The sequence below is a fragment of the Nocardioides sp. zg-1228 genome, assembly GCF_017086465.1.
Classification (GTDB): Bacteria; Actinomycetota; Actinomycetes; order Propionibacteriales; family Nocardioidaceae; genus Nocardioides.
This window is the reverse complement of the sequence record NZ_CP070961.1, coordinates 2084482-2100281: the sequence shown is the minus strand read 5'-3', so window position 1 is coordinate 2100281 and position 15800 is coordinate 2084482. Positions and strand designations below refer to the sequence as shown.

15 protein-coding genes and 1 tRNA gene are annotated in these 15800 nt (G+C 71.5%); 13 read left to right on the top strand and 3 right to left on the bottom strand.

Annotated features, from left to right (window positions below; translation table 11 throughout):
* Positions 1 to 4 precede the first annotated feature (4 nt).
* From JX575_RS10045 to der, 12 genes are all read left to right on the top strand, one after another.
* Positions 5 to 2602 carry a DEAD/DEAH box helicase gene (locus tag JX575_RS10045; RefSeq protein WP_186342269.1) on the top strand — a complete coding sequence of 866 codons (2598 nt, stop codon included), beginning with the start codon at positions 5 to 7 and terminating at the stop codon, positions 2600 to 2602.
* 294 nt (positions 2603 to 2896) lie between these two features.
* On the top strand, positions 2897 to 3802 hold the full coding sequence (locus JX575_RS10040; RefSeq protein ID WP_313960527.1) for a ParA family protein: 906 nt from the start codon (positions 2897 to 2899) through the stop codon (positions 3800 to 3802).
* Complete coding sequence (locus tag JX575_RS10035; protein WP_241005097.1) at positions 3787 to 4149, top strand: hypothetical protein; 363 nt, start codon at positions 3787 to 3789, stop codon at positions 4147 to 4149. The genes JX575_RS10040 and JX575_RS10035 overlap by 16 nt, the downstream gene beginning before the upstream one ends.
* Before the next feature lie 83 nt (positions 4150 to 4232).
* A complete protein-coding gene (locus JX575_RS10030) occupies positions 4233 to 5048 on the top strand; it encodes a segregation/condensation protein A (protein ID WP_222129771.1) in 816 nt (271 codons plus the stop codon).
* Positions 5045 to 5824, top strand: a complete 780-nt coding sequence (gene scpB, locus JX575_RS10025; RefSeq protein WP_186342267.1) for an SMC-Scp complex subunit ScpB — start codon at positions 5045 to 5047, stop codon at positions 5822 to 5824. Before JX575_RS10030 ends, scpB begins: the two co-directional genes overlap by 4 nt.
* Positions 5825 to 5885: 61 nt before the next feature.
* Positions 5886 to 6689 carry a pseudouridine synthase gene (locus JX575_RS10020; RefSeq protein ID WP_186342266.1) on the top strand — a complete coding sequence of 268 codons (804 nt, stop codon included), beginning with the start codon at positions 5886 to 5888 and terminating at the stop codon, positions 6687 to 6689.
* Positions 6690 to 6784: 95 nt separating this feature from the next.
* A complete protein-coding gene (locus JX575_RS10015) occupies positions 6785 to 7717 on the top strand; it encodes a GNAT family N-acetyltransferase (RefSeq protein ID WP_186342265.1) in 933 nt (310 codons plus the stop codon).
* Between the two features lie 251 nt (positions 7718 to 7968).
* Positions 7969 to 8340 (top strand): chorismate mutase, encoded by a 372-nt coding sequence (aroH, locus tag JX575_RS10010; protein ID WP_241005096.1) that lies wholly within the window; start codon positions 7969 to 7971, stop codon positions 8338 to 8340.
* Positions 8333 to 9418: a prephenate dehydrogenase gene (locus tag JX575_RS10005; RefSeq protein ID WP_186342263.1), complete on the top strand. Its 1086-nt coding sequence runs from the start codon at positions 8333 to 8335 to the stop codon at positions 9416 to 9418. Before aroH ends, JX575_RS10005 begins: the two co-directional genes overlap by 8 nt.
* Positions 9419 to 9429: 11 nt before the next feature.
* Positions 9430 to 10116 (top strand): (d)CMP kinase, encoded by a 687-nt coding sequence (gene cmk / locus JX575_RS10000; protein ID WP_186342262.1) that lies wholly within the window; start codon positions 9430 to 9432, stop codon positions 10114 to 10116.
* Entirely contained in the window at positions 10113 to 10862 is a 750-nt protein-coding gene (locus tag JX575_RS09995) for a lysophospholipid acyltransferase family protein (protein ID WP_186342261.1), read from the top strand. The genes cmk and JX575_RS09995 overlap by 4 nt, the downstream gene beginning before the upstream one ends.
* A gap of 6 nt (positions 10863 to 10868) precedes the next feature.
* Positions 10869 to 12254: a ribosome biogenesis GTPase Der gene (gene der / locus JX575_RS09990; protein ID WP_186342260.1), complete on the top strand. Its 1386-nt coding sequence runs from the start codon at positions 10869 to 10871 to the stop codon at positions 12252 to 12254.
* 13 nt (positions 12255 to 12267) lie between these two features.
* Here the strand turns inward: der and JX575_RS09985 are convergent, their stop codons facing one another.
* A complete protein-coding gene (locus JX575_RS09985; protein WP_186342259.1) occupies positions 12268 to 12945 on the bottom strand; it encodes a M23 family metallopeptidase in 678 nt (225 codons plus the stop codon).
* Between the two features lie 181 nt (positions 12946 to 13126).
* On the opposite strand from JX575_RS09985, the gene JX575_RS09980 reads away from it, so the two are divergent.
* Positions 13127 to 13200, top strand: a tRNA-Pro gene (locus tag JX575_RS09980).
* Positions 13201 to 14712: 1512 nt separating this feature from the next.
* On the opposite strand, the gene JX575_RS09975 is transcribed toward JX575_RS09980, so the two are convergent.
* Entirely contained in the window at positions 14713 to 14859 is a 147-nt protein-coding gene (locus tag JX575_RS09975) for a hypothetical protein (RefSeq protein ID WP_186342258.1), read from the bottom strand.
* Positions 14860 to 15130: 271 nt separating this feature from the next.
* The gene (locus JX575_RS09970; protein WP_186342257.1) at positions 15131 to 15574 is read right to left on the bottom strand and encodes a hypothetical protein; all 444 of its coding nucleotides are present in this window, start codon (positions 15572 to 15574) and stop codon (positions 15131 to 15133) included.
* Positions 15575 to 15800 lie beyond the last annotated feature (226 nt).

The following is a 15800-nucleotide window of genomic DNA, read 5'->3' as shown; positions in this document are numbered from 1 at the left end:
AGACATGCCGGACCCAGTGCGCCTCGACACCCGGGTCCCCACGGGCGCCGACCCGGACACGGTCTACGACGCCTTCACGGGCTGGGTCGCCGACCGTGGGCTGGAGCTCTACCCCCACCAGGACGAGGCGGTCATCGAGGTCCTCGACGGCAACCACGTCATCCTCGCGACCCCGACGGGGTCGGGGAAGTCGCTGGTGGCGATCGGCGCCCACCTGGCGGCGCTCGCGCGCGACGAGGTGAGCTTCTACACCGCGCCGATCAAGGCGCTCGTCAGCGAGAAGTTCTTCGCGCTCATCGAGGTGTTCGGCGCCGACAACGTCGGGATGCTGACCGGGGACGCCGCGGTCAACCCCGACGCGCCCATCATCTGCTGCACCGCGGAGGTGCTCGCCAACATCGCGCTGCGCGAGGGACGCTCGGCCGATGTCGGCCTCGTGGTGATGGACGAGTTCCACTTCTACTCCGAGCACGACCGGGGCTGGGCGTGGCAGGTGCCGCTGCTCGAGCTGGTCGACGCGCAGTTCCTGCTGATGTCGGCGACGCTGGGCGACGTCTCGTTCTTCGTCGAGGACCTCCAGCGGCGCACGGGGCGCGACACCGCGGTCGTCGACGACGCCGAGCGGCCGGTGCCGCTGAGCTTCCGGTGGTCGATGGAGCCGCTCGACGACACCCTCGAGGAGCTCGTCGTCACCGGCCAGGACCCGGTCTACGTCGTCCACTTCACGCAGGCGGCCGCCGTGGAGCACGCGACCAACCTGCTGCGGCGACCGCTGAAGAAGGTGGACAAGGACGCCATCGCCGAGCGCATCGGCGCCTTCCGGTTCGGGGCGGGCTTCGGCAAGACGCTGTCGCGGATGGTGCGCAACGGCATCGGGGTGCACCACGCCGGCATGCTGCCGAAGTACCGCCGGCTGGTGGAGACGCTCGCCCAGGCCGGGCTGCTGCGCGTCATCTGCGGCACCGACACGCTCGGCGTCGGGATCAACGTGCCGATCCGCACCGTGCTGTTCACCGGACTGGCGAAGTTCGACGGCAACCGGCAGCGGGTGCTCCGCACGCGCGAGTTCCAGCAGATCGCCGGCCGCGCCGGGCGGGCGGGCTACGACACCGCCGGCCACGTCGTGGTCCAGGCTCCCGAGCACGTCATCGAGAACGAGCAGGCCAAGGCCAAGTCGGCCGCGCGCGTCGCGGCCGGCAAGAAGAAGTCGAAGGCGCAGCTCAAGAAGCCGCCCGAGGGCACGGTCGTGTGGACCGAGCAGACGTTCGACAAGCTGGTGGCCGGGGTGCCGGAGCGGCTGACCAGCCGGATGAAGGTCGACAACTCGATGCTGATCAACGTCCTGACCCGCGCGGAGGACGCGTTCTCGGTGCTCCGGCGGCTCCTCACCGACAACCACGAGGACCGTCGCGGGCAGCTGCGCCTGGCCCGGCGGGCCCTGCGCCTGTCGCGCTCGCTCGTGCGTACGGGGATCGTGACCCGCCTCGACGAGCCCGACGAGCACGGCCGGCGTCACGTGCTCACCGTCGACCTCCCCGACGACTTCGCGCTCAACCAGCCGCTCGCCCACTTCGCGCTGGCCGCCTTCGACGTGCTCGACCCCGAGTCCGAGACCTACGGCCTCGACGTGGTGTCGGTGGTGGAGGCCGTCCTGGAGGCACCGCGCCAGATCCTGATGGCCCAGCAGCACGCCGCCCGCGGCGAGGCCATCGGGGAGATGAAGGCCGACGGCCTGGAGTACGACGAGCGGATGGCGCTGCTGGAGGAGATCACCTGGCCCCAGCCGCTGCGCGAGCTCCTCGAGGCCCTCTACGAGACCTACCGGCAGACCCACCCGTGGCTGCCCGACGACGCACTCGGCCCCAAGTCGATCGTCCGGGAGATGTGGGAGCAGGGGATGGGGTTCACCGACTTCGTCGGTCGCTACCAGCTCGCCCGCTCCGAGGGACTCGTGCTGCGCTACCTCACCGACGCCTACCGGACGCTGCGGCAGACCGTGCCCGAGTCGCACCGTGCCCCCGAGGTGGAGGACGTCATCGAGTGGCTCGGCGAGACCGTGCGCCAGACCGACTCCTCGCTGCTCGACGAGTGGGAGGCGCTGGCCGACCCCGACCACGCCTCCTCGTCCGTCGCGCACCACGAGCCGCCGCCCCCGCCGCGCCCCCTCTCGCGCCAGGAGCGGCCGTTCCGGGTGATGGTGCGCAACGCGATGTGGGCGCGGGTGGACGCGGTCTCCCGCGACGACCTCGACGGTCTCGTACGCCTCGAGCGCGCCGCCGCCGACCGCACCGACCCGCCGCGCGAGGTGGTCGTCGGCCGGTCGGCGTGGGACGCCGCACTGGAGGACTACTACGCCGAGCACGACCGGGTCCTCACCGATGGCGACGCGCGCGGTCCGGACCTGCTGGTCGTGGGGGAGGAGCGCGTCGGCGAGCCCGTCGGCGCCGAGGAGGGCACCACGGCCCGGGTCCGCGACGTACGCCAGACCATCCACGACCCCGAGGGGCACCACGACTGGGTGATCGAGGCGAGGGTGGACTGCGACGCCACCGACAGCGCCGGCGAGCTGGTGATCGCGACCGTGGCGATGAGGCGGCTGTGAGTCCGTCCCCGTGGGCCGCGTAGAGTCCCGCGCGGTGCAGGCCGGGACCGTCTCGGAACTGGTGCGACAACTGTCGACGTGTCGACAAAGTCGCGGGCGTGCGACGTGGTCCAATCGAGCGGTAGGCCCGATGCACGACCCAGCCACGACGAGGCACGAGGAGCAGACATGAGCGGTGCGGGATTCCCCGGTCACGACACGGGCAGCAGTGCCCCGCAGATGCCGCCCCTCGTGCGGACGCCGGTGCCGCACCAGACAGCCCAGCCAGGCCCGACCCCGCGAGACGAGCAGCCCGTGACCCAGCCGATCCCCTTCGACCGCCCGATCGAGTCGCCCACCGCGACCCTCCAGGCGGAGGAGCCGCTCGGGCCCACCGGTCGCCCGATGCCGGTCTTCCCCGAGCCCCCGGCCCTCACCGAGCACGGCGGCGCCCGCGTCGTCTCGATGTGCAACCAGAAGGGCGGGGTCGGCAAGACCACCACCACGATCAACCTCGGCGCGTCGCTGGCCGAGCTCGGGCGCCGGGTGCTGCTCGTCGACTTCGACCCCCAGGGCTCGCTGTCGGTGGGTCTGGGCCTCAACCCGCACGAGATGGACTTCACCATCTACAACCTGCTGATGGACCGCGAGGTGTCCCTCGACGAGGTCGTCGTGCCCTCCGGCATCGAGGGCATGGACCTGCTGCCGTCCAACATCGACCTGTCCGCGGCCGAGGTGCAGCTGGTGCACGAGGTCGCACGCGAGCAGACCCTGCAGCGCGTGCTCGCCCCCGCGCTCGAGCACTACGACGTCATCCTCATCGACTGCCAGCCCTCGCTCGGGCTGCTCACGGTCAACGCCCTCACCGCCTCCGACGGCGTCATCGTGCCGCTGGAGTGCGAGTACTTCGCGCTGCGCGGCGTCGCGCTGCTCAAGACCACGATCGACAAGGTGCGCGAGCGGCTCAACCCCAAGCTGGAGATCGAGGGGGTGCTCGGCACCATGTTCGACGGGCGCACGCTCCACAGCCGCGAGGTGATGGAGCGCCTGGTCTCGGCGTGGGGCGACAAGGTCTTCCACACCGTCATCCGTCGCACCGTGAAGTTCTCCGACGCCACCGTCGCGGGGGAGCCCATCACGTCCTACGCGTCGTCGTCGACGGGCGCCGACGCCTACCGCCAGCTGGCGAAGGAGGTGCTGTCCCGGTGGCCCGCCGAGTGAGCATGCCGGCCGCGGACGACCTGTTCCGGCCGACCGCCGACCCCGTCGACGCCGCGGGGGCCGAGGCCGACACCCGGCCGCGGCGGGTGCGTGCCGTCGCCGACGAGGCCGAGCCGGCCGGGCCGCGCAAGCCCAGCGGGCGCGTACGCCACGACGAGAAGATGACGGTCTACGTCACCTCCGACGAGCTCCTCGACATCGAGCACGCCCGGCTCACGCTCCGCCGCGAGCACGGCCTCGCCGTCGACCGGGGCCGCCTGGTGCGCGAGGCGCTCGCGCTGGTGCTCGCCGACCTCGAGGGCCAGGGGGCCGACAGCGCGCTGGTGCAGCGGCTGCTGGCCGAGTGAGCGCCGCCCGCCCTGCTGCTCCGGGCGCCGCGCCCGCCGACTCGCTCGAGCCGGGCAGCGAGGCCCCGGCGTTCGCCGTCCGCCTGGACAACTTCGAGGGACCCTTCGACCTGCTGCTCGGGCTGATCGCCAAGCACAAGCTCGACATCACCGAGGTCGCCCTCTCCCAGGTCACCGACGAGTTCATCGCCCACGTCAAGACCCTCGGCGAGCAGTGGGACCTCGAGCAGACCACGTCGTTCCTGGTGGTCGCCGCCACGCTGCTCGACCTCAAGGCGGCCCGGCTGCTGCCGCAGGGCGACGTGGAGGACGAGGAGGACCTCGCGCTGCTCGAGGCGCGCGACCTGCTCTTCGCCCGGCTCATGCAGTATCGGGCGTTCAAGCAGGTGGCCACGGTCATGGAGGACCGGCTGGCCTCGGAGTCGCGCCGCCACCCGCGCGCGGTCGGCCTGGAGGAGCGCTTCGCCACGCTGCTGCCCGACGTGCTGATCGGCATCGGGCTCGAGGAGTTCGCCCGGCTGGCGGCGCGGGCGATGGAGCCCAAGCCGGTGCTCGAGGTGTCGCTGCAGCACATCCACGCCGCCAAGGTCAGCGTGCGCGAGCAGGCCCAGCTGGTCGTCGACCGGCTGCGGCGCGGCGGCACGATGACGTTCCGCGCGCTCTGCGGCGACTCCCCGGACCGGCTCACGACGGTGGCCCGCTTCCTGTCGCTCCTGGAGCTGTTCCGCGAGGGCGCGGTGTCGTTCGACCAGGTCACCCCGCTCGGCGAGCTGACGGTGCGCTGGACGGGCGCCGAGGACGGCGACGTCGAGATCCACGACGAGTTCGACGGCGCCCCGTCGGACGACGATGATGTACCGCTGCCGGCTCCCGCCGGTGTGCGCGAGGAGGACCAGTGAGCGAGCAGCCCGACAGCAGCCCGGCCGAGGCGGGGGAGTCCGTCGACCAGGAGCTCGACGTCGAGACCCTCGCCGTCCCCGTCGCCGAGCTGCGTCCCGCGCTCGAGGCCATCCTGATGGTCTCCGACGAGCCGCTCGGCACGGTGCGGCTCGCCTCGGTGGTGGGGCACCCCGTCGAGGAGGTCGAGTCGGCGCTCGACGCTCTCGTCCGTGAGTACGCCGAGCAGGGCCGCGGCTTCGAGCTGCGGTCGGTGGCCGGCGGATGGCGCTTCTACTCGCGCCCGGAGTTCGCCGGCGTCGTCGAGGCGTTCGTCCTGGAGGGGCAGCAGGCGCGGCTGACCCGGGCCGCGCTGGAGACCCTGTCGGTGGTCGCCTACAAGCAGCCGGTGTCGCGGGCGCGGGTCTCCGCCATCCGCGGCGTCAACGTCGACGGCGTGATGCGCACCCTGCTCACCCGCGGACTGGTCGAGGAGGCCGGGCAGGACGAGCAGAGCGGCGCCAACCTCTACCGCACCACCTCCTACTTCCTCGAGCGCATCGGCATCACCTCCCTCGACGAGCTGCCCGAGCTCGCCCCCTACCTGCCCGACATGGACGACCTGGAGGACGAGCTCGCCAGCGTCGCCGGCCTCGACGCCGCGCCCGAGCCGACGCCGGAGCCGTCCCCCGAAACGTCCTCCGAGCCGTCGCCCGAGCCCGACGACTCTCCCGCCCGGCACCCCTCGCCCCATTCCGGGTCGGGCACCGAGCCCGACGGCGGGACGGAGGTCTCATGACCACCTCCCGCCCTCACTCCCGGCCCCACCCGCACCCCCACCGCTCGCCCAGGGACCCCGCATGAAGCCGCACGACGCGCCCGACAACGACCAGCCCGCCTCGCAGCGCCCCGAGACCGACGAGGACGGCCTCATCCGGCTGCAGAAGCTGCTCGCGAAGTCGGGGGTGGCCAGCCGCCGCAAGTGCGAGGAGCTGATGCTCGACGGCCTCGTCGAGGTCGACGGCGAGGTGGTCACCCGCCTCGGCACCAAGGTCGACCCCCGCACGGCGGTGATCCGCGTCGACGGCAAGCGGCTGCCGCCGATCAGCGACAAGGTCTACCTGGTGCTCAACAAGCCCCGGGGCGTCGTGTCGACGATGTCCGACCCCGAGGGCCGGCCGACGCTCGGCGACCTGGTGGCCGACCGGCCCGAGCGGCTCTTCCACGTGGGGCGCCTCGACACCGACACCGAGGGCCTGATCATCCTCACCAACGACGGCGACTTCGCCCAGCTGCTGGCGCACCCCTCCCACCAGGTCGACAAGACCTACGTCGCGGAGGTCGACGGCGAGGTGCACGTCCGCACCATCCGCGAGCTGCTCGCTGGCGTGACCCTCGACGACGGCCCGGTCACCGTCACCCACGCACGGGTGCTCGGCGGTGACCCGCGGCGCGAGGGCAGCAACCGTTCGATCGTGGAGCTCACCATCCACGAGGGCCGCAACCGCATCGTGCGGCGGCTGCTCGCACACCTCGGGCACCCGGTCCGCCGGCTCACCCGCACCCAGATCGGACCGCTGACCCTGGCGCGGCTGCGGCCGGGCGCGATGCGCGAGCTCACCGTGGCCGAGCTGGGCGAGCTGATGGACAGCGCGCAGCTCTGACTGGGTGTGTCCCTGTCGGCGACGTCAGCGACCGGATCCACCGATGAGCAACAAAGGGTTTGCCTACGGTTGGGGCGGCCGCGGAAACTCGGGCGATGCGAATCGCCCAGCCCTCGGCCACGCAGCTGGCTTCCGCGGCGACACTGAGCGTTCCTGCCGAGACCGGCCTCTCGGCCGACGAGGTGGCAACAGAGATCGCGGCGGGCCGTATCCGGCCCGAGTGGTCCGTCCTGGCGATCGACGAGTCTGGCGCGGTCATCGGGCGAGCGATGTGGTGGGGCCGGGACACGACCGTGCCGATCGCGTTGGACGTGTGGGACGTTCATGCGCAGGTGCCCGACCGCGGCAGCCTGGCCAGGGCTCTTCTCGATGCGGGACACGAGGCCCTGTCACGTCGAGGGGTGGCCGTCCCGCTGCCGCACACGATGCGACTGCCGAACGACTGGCGCGACCATGCGACCGTGGCCGCCGAGATGCACCTGAAGACTCGTGCCGCTGCTGCAGCGGGCATGACGCGGGTCAACGAGCGACTCCAGTTCCAGTGGGACGCGGATCGACCGTTGCCGCCAGCACTCGGCTCGCTCGTGTTCGCGCCGGCCGACGACGACACGTTCGTACGACTGTTCGCCGCCGCTGCGGAGGGCTCGCTGGACGTCATGACCCGCCGCGAGCTCGAGTCCAGCAGTCCCGACGAGCTGGCCCGTGCCGAGATCGACTACTACCGAGCCTGCCCCGGGGAACGCTCCTGGTGGCACACGGCCGCCACGACTGACCGCACCGTCGTCGGTGTCGCCATCCCGTCAGCGACCCCGACGAACCGCAACGTCGGATACCTCGCCGTGCTCCCCGAGCACCGAGGTCGGGGGTACGTGGACGAGATCCTCGCGTTCATCACCCGCTTCCACGCCGAGCAGGGTGCCCCTCGCGTCACCGCGACCACGGATGCCGCCAACGCGCCCATGGCTGCGGCCTTCCGCCGCGCCGGCTTTCGTTGCACCGAGACGCGCATCGAGCTTGAGGCCCCCTGAAACGAGGGTCACGCACCCGGGCGCATGCCGCGATGAGGGCACGCGTCTGCCGACGAGCGGGACGTCCTGCGACACCGTGGATGGGTACGTTCTGGACCGTGGACTGGTCCGCAGGCCCCAGCAGGTCCCACCGCTCATCGGTCAGGTCACTCGGGCTCGGGTGCGGCATCCCCGGCACGGTCCCACGCATCTCGCCCAGCCGATGGGCCACACCCAGTGAGACTCGGCGCCGCTAGGCTCACCGTGTGGCAGTGAGAGCAGTACGTGGTGCGACCCAGCTCGACGAGGACACCCGCGAGCACATGCTCGACCGGGTGGCCGAGCTGGTGACCGACGTGATGGAGGCCAACGGCCTCGAGGTCGACGACTTCATCTCGATCATCTTCACCGCGACCAGCGACCTCACCAGCGAGTTCCCGGCCTATGCCGCGCGCCAGCTCGGCTTCTCCGACGTCCCGCTGGTGTGCGCCCGCGAGCTGGAGATCGAGGGCTCGATGCCGCGGGTCGTGCGCCTGATGGCGCACGTCGAGACCGACCTGCCACGTGCCGAGATCACCCACGCCTACCTCCATGGTGCGGCGCACCTGCGTCGCGACCTGGCGCGGACCACCAGCCATGGCTGACGGCGACCTGCCGGCCCTGACCGGGCCGGTCGAGGTCGTCGGCGCCGGGCTCATCGGCACGTCGATCGCGCTCGTGTGCAGCCGGCTCGGGATCGAGGTGGCGCTGCGCGACACCTCCGAGGAGCACCTGCGCACCGCCCACGGCCTCGGCGCCGGACGCCCGGCGACCGCTGCCGACCGTCCGCAGCTGGTCGTGGTGGCCGTGCCACCGGCCCTGGTCGGCGACGCCGTCGTCGAGGCGCTCCGCCGGACCGACGCCGTGGTCACCGACGTGGGCAGCGTGAAGGCGGCCCCGCTCGAGGCGGTCGCGGCCCGCGTCGGCCCCGCCGAGCTCGGGCGCTACGTCGGCTCCCACCCGATGGCCGGCAGCGAGCGCTCCGGCCCCCTGGCTGCCAGCGCCGCGCTCTTCGACGGCCGCCCGTGGGCGGTCACACCCCACCCCCACGCCCGACCGGAGGCGGTGGGGCTCGTCGAGGCGCTGGTGCTCGAGTGCGGTGCCGCGCCGCTGGTGATGGAGCCGGTCGAGCACGACCGCGCGGTCGCCCGGATCTCCCACCTGCCCCACCTCGCCGCGGTGCTGGTCGCCGGGCGGCTGGCCGCCGCCCCCGCCGAGCACCTCGCCCTGTCGGGCCAGGGAGTGCGCGACGTCACCCGGGTCGCCGCCAGCGACCCGGCGTTGTGGCAGCAGATCCTCGAGGCCAACTCCGAGGCGGTGCTCGACCTGCTGGCCGAGGTCCGCGCCGACCTCGACGCGCTGATGGCGGCGGTCGCCTCGGACGCCGACGACGACCTCGCCGACATCCTCACCCGCGGCAACGCCGGCACCGCCGCGATCCCGGGCAAGCACGGCGGCCCGGCGCGGCCGACCCGCTCGGTCTTCGTGGCCGTGCCCGACCACCCGGGCGAGCTGGCCCGTCTCTTCGGCGACGCCGGCGAGATCGGCGTCAACATCGAGGACGTCCGCATCGACCACGACCCGGCCCGACCGGTCGGCCTCACCGAGCTCGTGGTCGAGCGCGACAGCGCCGAGCGCCTGCTGGCCGCTCTCGAATCCCGCGGCTGGACGACCCACCGGTAGCCTTCTCGCCCGTGAGCAGCGCCAGCACCCTCCCCTCCAGGTCCCTCGTCATCGCCGTCGACGGCACCTCCGGATCGGGGAAGTCGAGCACGTCTCGCGGCGTGGCCCGACGTCTCGGCCTGCGCTACCTCGACACCGGCGCCATGTTCCGTGCGATGACCTGGTGGCTGCTGCGCGAGGGCGTCGACGTACGCGACCAGGCGGCGGTCGCGGCCGCCGCCGGGCGTCCCACCATCGAGTCCGGCACCGACCCGCTCGCCCCGACCATCACCGTCGACGGCACCGACGTCTCCGTCGAGATCCGCGGCGAGGACGTCACGGCCGCGGTCAGCCCGGTCAGTGCCGTGCCCGAGGTCCGGGCTCGCCTGCTCGAGCTCCAGCGCGAGGTGATCGGCGCGGGCGGCATCGTGGTCGAGGGACGTGACATCGGCTCGGTCGTCTGGCCGCAGGCCGAGGTCAAGGTCTACCTCAGCGCCGACCCCGACGCCCGGGCCCAGCGGCGCGCGGCCGAGCAGGGCGGCAGCGACGTCGCCAGCACCCAGCAGTCGCTGCTCGAGCGCGACCGCATCGACTCCGGTCGCGCCACCGCGCCGCTCACCGTGGCCGAGGGTGCCGTCCACGTCGACAGCACCCACCTCACGCTCGCCGAGGTCATCGACCGCATCGTCGAGCTGGCCGCGGAGGTCCGGCCCGCGTGACCCGCGCGGAGCTGCCGACCAGCGCGGAGGAGCACCCCGCGACCCGGGTGCTGCAGCGGGTGCGTCCCGTGGCGGCACGGCTGGTGCGGGCGCGGTGGCCCGTGACGGTGCACCACGCGGACCGGGTGCCGGCGTCGGGCGGCGTGATCCTGGCCGCCAACCACGTCGGGATCATCGACGGGCCGCTGCTCGCCACCTTCTCGCCGCGCCCCGTGCACGCCCTGACCAAGCGCGAGATGTTCGCGGGCCGGCTCGGGCGCTTCCTGCGCGCCTCCGGACAGATCCCGCTCGACCGGTTCCACGCCGATCCCGGCGCGATCCGGGCCTGCCTGCGGGTCGTGCGCGACGGGGGAGTGGCCGGCATCTTCCCCGAGGGCACCCGTGGCGACGGGGAGCTGCACCGCTTCCACCACGGTGCGGCCTACCTGGCCCTCGTCACCGGCGCCCCGGTGGTGCCGGTCACGATGATCGGCACCCGGCCGCCGGGCGGCGGCGCCAACGCGCTCCCCGGGCGCGGCGACACCATCGACATCGTGTTCGGGCAGGCGTGGCGGACGACACAGCAGCCGTGGCCGCGTACGCGGGAACAGGTGCGGGCCACCTCGGTGTTGCTCCGGGGGCACATGCTGTCCGAGCTGGCCGCCGCGCTCGCCGAGACGCGCCGATCCTTGCCCGGGCCCCTTCCTGCGGGACAATCCGAGGACGACCCCGACACCGGGCTCGTCGAGCCACCCAGAGAGCTGTGATCACCCATGACTGACTACGACGCCGACGTCGAGTCCGCGTCGACCCCGGGGTCCGTCCCCGGGACCGATGCCACCGGCCCGACCCCCGTCCTGGCCGTCGTCGGGCGACCCAACGTGGGCAAGTCCACCCTCGTCAACCGGATCATCGGTCGCCGCGAGGCCGTCGTGGAGGATCGTCCGGGCGTGACCCGCGACCGCGTCTCCTACGACGCCCACTGGAACGGGCGCGCCTTCACCGTCGTCGACACCGGCGGCTGGGACCCCGACGCCCGCGGCCTCGCCGAGCGCATCGCCGGGCAGGCCGAGGTGGCGGTGTCGCTGGCCGACGCCGTCCTCTTCGTCGTCGACGCGACCGTCGGCATCACCGACGCCGACGAGGCGGTCGTGCGGATCCTCCGCAAGTCGGGCAAGCCTGTCGTGCTCGCGGCCAACAAGGTCGACGACCAGCGCACCGAGGCCGAGGCCTACGGCCTGTGGAACCTCGGCCTGGGCGAGCCCTTCTCGGTCTCCGCGCTGCACGGGCGCGGGTCGGGCGACATGCTCGACGCGATCCTCGCGGCGCTGCCCGAGACCCCGGAGGAGGTCTTCGACGAGGTCGGCGGTCCCCGCCGCATCGCGATCGTCGGCAAGCCCAACGTCGGCAAGTCCTCGTTGCTCAACATGCTCGCCAAGGAGGACCGCGTCGTCGTCGACAACGTCGCCGGCACCACCGTCGACCCCGTCGACGAGCTGATCACCCTCGGCGACCGGACCTGGCGGTTCATCGACACCGCGGGCATCCGCAAGCGCGTCAACCAGGCGTCCGGCCACGAGTACTACGCCTCCCTGCGCACGACGACCGCCATCGACCGCGCCGAGGTGGCGGTGCTGGTGCTCGACGCCAGCCAGACGGTGTCCGAGCAGGACATGCGCATCATCCAGACGATCCGCGACGCCGGCCGGGCGATGGTCATCGCCTTCAACAAGTGGGACCTCGTCGACGAGGAGCGTCGCCACTACCTCGAGCGCGAGATCGAGCGCGACCTCGTGCAGGTGCGGTGGGCGCCACGCATCAACTTCACCGCCCGCACCGGCTGGCACGTCGACCGGCTGGTGCCGGCCATCGACAAGGCGCTCGAGGGCTGGGAGACGCGCATCGGCACCGGGGCGCTCAACACGTTCCTGGGCCGGCTCATCGCCGAGCACCCGCACCCCGTGCGCAGCGGCAAGCAGCCCAAGATCCTCTTCGCCACCCAGCCGTCGACCGCGCCGCCCACGTTCGTGCTGTTCACGAGCGGTCGGCTCGACGCAGCCTACGAGCGGTTCGTCGAGCGGCGCCTGCGCGAGGAGTTCGGCTTCGTCGGCACGCCGATCGTGATCAACCAGAAGCCGCGCGAGAAGCGCAAGCGCTGACGCCGGGTGCGGGTCACGGGTCGAGCCCCTGCGCCCGCAGCCAGTCCATCGGGTCGACCGCGCCGTCGGGTGTCCGCACCTCCAGGTGCAGGTGCGGGCCGGTGGAGTTGCCGGTCGAGCCGACGCTGCCGATGACGTCCGCGACGTGGACCTGCTGGCCGGTCGAGACCGACGCCTCGCTCTGGTGGCAGTACCAGACCTCGGTGCCGTCGGGGAGCGTGAGGATCGTGCGCAGCCCGTAGGGCCCGGCGTCCGCCACCTCGGTGACCACGCCGTCGGCGACAGCGACCACAGGCTCCCCGGCGTACGCGCCGAAGTCCTGCCCGTCGTGCTGGGCCTCCCACAACGGGCCGGTCAGGCCGAAGCCGGCCGAGACGTCGTACGACGCCAGCGGGAGCACGGCCCGCACGGCGCCCGGGTCGCCGTGGTAGCCGTAGTCGGCCAGGACTGCGCGGCGTCCGACGAGGGCCCGGTCTCGCGCGTCGGCGCGTCGGTTGAGCGCCGTCAGGGTCTGCTCGCGCTCGGCGAGCTGGTCGGCCAGCGCGACGGCCTCGGCCAGCGCCTGCGCGTGCGCACCGTCCTCGTGGACGGCAGTCTCGGGTGCCGCGTAAGCCCCGGGCGCGGTGAGGCCCAGCCCGACGAGTGCCGCGAGTGCGGCGATCGTCGGAGCAAGGCGTGGCAGTGCTGGCATCGGAACCCCCCACAGGTCGAGGGTCCATGCTCACCGCCGCCGGGTCACGCCCGTGGGGGTTCGGCGACAAATGGCCCAGTCGGGCCAGGCGCCGTGCCGCGAACGGGCGGGTCGATTCCGTGGCGGCCGAGGGGCTGCGGTAGTGTTCCCCACGCTTCGCAGGCTTCGCGCCGGAGGCACTCGGGCTGTGGCGCAGCTTGGTAGCGCACTTGACTGGGGGTCAAGGGGTCGCAGGTTCAAATCCTGTCAGCCCGACCGAGAGAATACGCAGGTCAGGGGCCGTTTCCCATCGGGAAGCGGCCCCTTCCTGTCTGCTGCGCCGGAGAACTGGTAGCAGTTTTGGTAGCAGTTGCCGCAGGCGGTGGGTGAGCAGGCCCGAGGTAGTCGTGTGGACCAGCACTCTGGTGATCGTGGGCTAGGTGCCAGTAGGCACCGGGTGCAATCCGACGGGAGGGCATCACACAGATTCGCTCCATGCAGACGCACCGTGAAGGCGAATGGTCTCGGCATACCTCGCCCGCCTCTGCCACGTGCTCGTCGCCCCATCTGTCAACCCACGGCTGCCGTGGACCTCTGCGGGCTTTTCTTGGGTGGTCGGCCTTCTCCCAACCACTGGATGAAATGGCCCGAAGGACAGCCACAGGAAGCCACAAGCCCAGATGAGACCTTCGTTCCCATCGATCAGGAAAATCGAAACGACGGTTGCTAAGGCGAGAAAGCCGACGAAAATCTCCATCGACCAGTCCTTCTTGGGGGCCATAGGTCATTGTGTACCGCGGACGGCATCCGCGCTGTCAGTTACTGAGCCGATGCGGCTAGCCTGCCGAGCATGTCCGGGTGGGTGACGCAGCGCGAGGCCGCCGAGCTGCTCGGCGTGCACGTGAGCCTGGTGCCGAAGATGGTGCGCCGTGGCGACCTGACGCCGGGCGCTCATCGTCCCTCGCTGTCCCGCGACCAGGTCGTCGAACTGGCGACCGCCCGGAAGCAAGCCGCTGAGGAACGTGCACGTCGGCTGACCAGTCCGCCGGTTAGGCCGCGTCCACCGGACGACGAACATGACTGGCTCCTCCCACCAGCTGCGGCTGCGGTTACTGGGGTGCAGCGTGGTGGCGGTGCGGGCCCGCGCCGTCCGGGGACGCGTGCCTTCGGTCCTATCGGGTGGCCGGCGCTGGTTCCGGTTGGACCACCTCGAACTGGTGGTGCGTGCCGAGGTCGCCCGACGGCGACGTCGGGTGGCCCGTTGACGCACTCATCGCGGCAGATCCGGACGTCTGGCCGCGTGGCAGGCACAGAGATTGGTGATCCGCTGCTGGAACGGCGGATGGGATCGTAGCGTCCAACGCCTATTCGAGGAGGGGCGTTATGCAGACTCAACGACTGCGGGGGGCTTGTGCCCTGGCCCTCCTCCTCACCTGCGGTTGCGGCCATGGTCAAGCCGCCGAGCCTGCGAACGAGTCTGAGGCTTCCTCAGGGGTGTCACTCCCTTGCACCCGTACTCGTCAGACGCTCATCGACTACGGCGGACCCGGACAGCCGTCGCCCGAGGAGGCGGTTGCGCCGTTTGCCGGCGGCCTCACGCTCGTGTCGGAAGGGACCGCGAATGCTCCGCGCATCCACGGACTGGACACTGATGGCACCGTCGTCCGCACCTTCAAGGTCGCGAAGCACGACGACGGATGGTGGACCGACGGATGGGCTGACTGCGGAAACTAGGCCTAAGCCGCATACGCATCTCGGCAGATCCGGGCGTCTAGGACGTCAGCAGGCTCACGGTGTGCGACCAACTAGGCCGTCGTCGTCGGTGAGGTTGCCGCACGGGCGCAGATGGTCGGCGTGAATCCAGTTGAGGTACTGCATCCCGGGCCGGGTGCTGTAGTTGCACATGCCCCACCAGTCGCCGGTCTCGTCGTCCACGGCCCACGCACGGAGCAGGCCGAAGCGGACGCCAGCGTGCTCGTGACCGTCGGGAAGGGTGATGGTGACTTCGGGCTGCGCCCAGCCACTGAAGTCTGGGTCATCCGCTTGGTCATAGGGACAGTGTGTGCACGCTGTCCGACAACGCGGGAGGTTCTCAACTTGGTCTGTGGATAAGGGACCGAGCAGTCGTGTCCACACGTGGTGCCCCACCCGGAAAGGCGTTCCACCGGGCGCGAATCGTAGTACCGCCTTCGAGGGGTGCCACGCCTCAGTACGAGTCATCGCCGTCGAGGTCGAAGATGTTCTCGTCGCTCCAGTAGTGGGCGTCGTACCACCGCATCCAGGCATGAAGCCTCTTATATTCGGGTCCGGCGGCAATCGCGTCCCACATCCGCGTCTGAGTGCGTCGCGCTCGCGCACGCAGCTCGGCGGCGTCATTGAGGTCGTCGGCGCTCACCGGCAGTCGAGCGAACAGGAGCCGTCGGATCGCCTGATGCTCGCCCCGGCACTGCACGGGCACCTCGGCGGCACGAAGCTCAATCCGTCCCGCAGCCGCTAGACCATGTGCCGCACGCCGCCGCGACTCCCGGTGCTCGCCGAGCCCGAGGTCGACGGTCGTCACGCACAGCCACAGCTCCGGACGCAACTCAGTCCACGTCTCTTCGACGCGGGTGAGCAACGTTCGCTGGACGACACCGAACCCTCGTGACACGCCGATAGTTTAAGTGTTGGACGGGGAACCGGAAATCCGGAAGGACGGTTGGGACGATAGGTCCAGCAGAAAAAGGCAGCAGCGGCGCTCGGTCAGGAGCGCCGCTGCAAGGTCCCCATCACCCGGTGTGAACGAGAAACGGAGTTGCTCAGAATGGTAGACCCAAAGCGGCGCAGCCGCACAGGCAAGGATCAGAAACTCCATCTTCGCTGGGCGGCGATCGGAG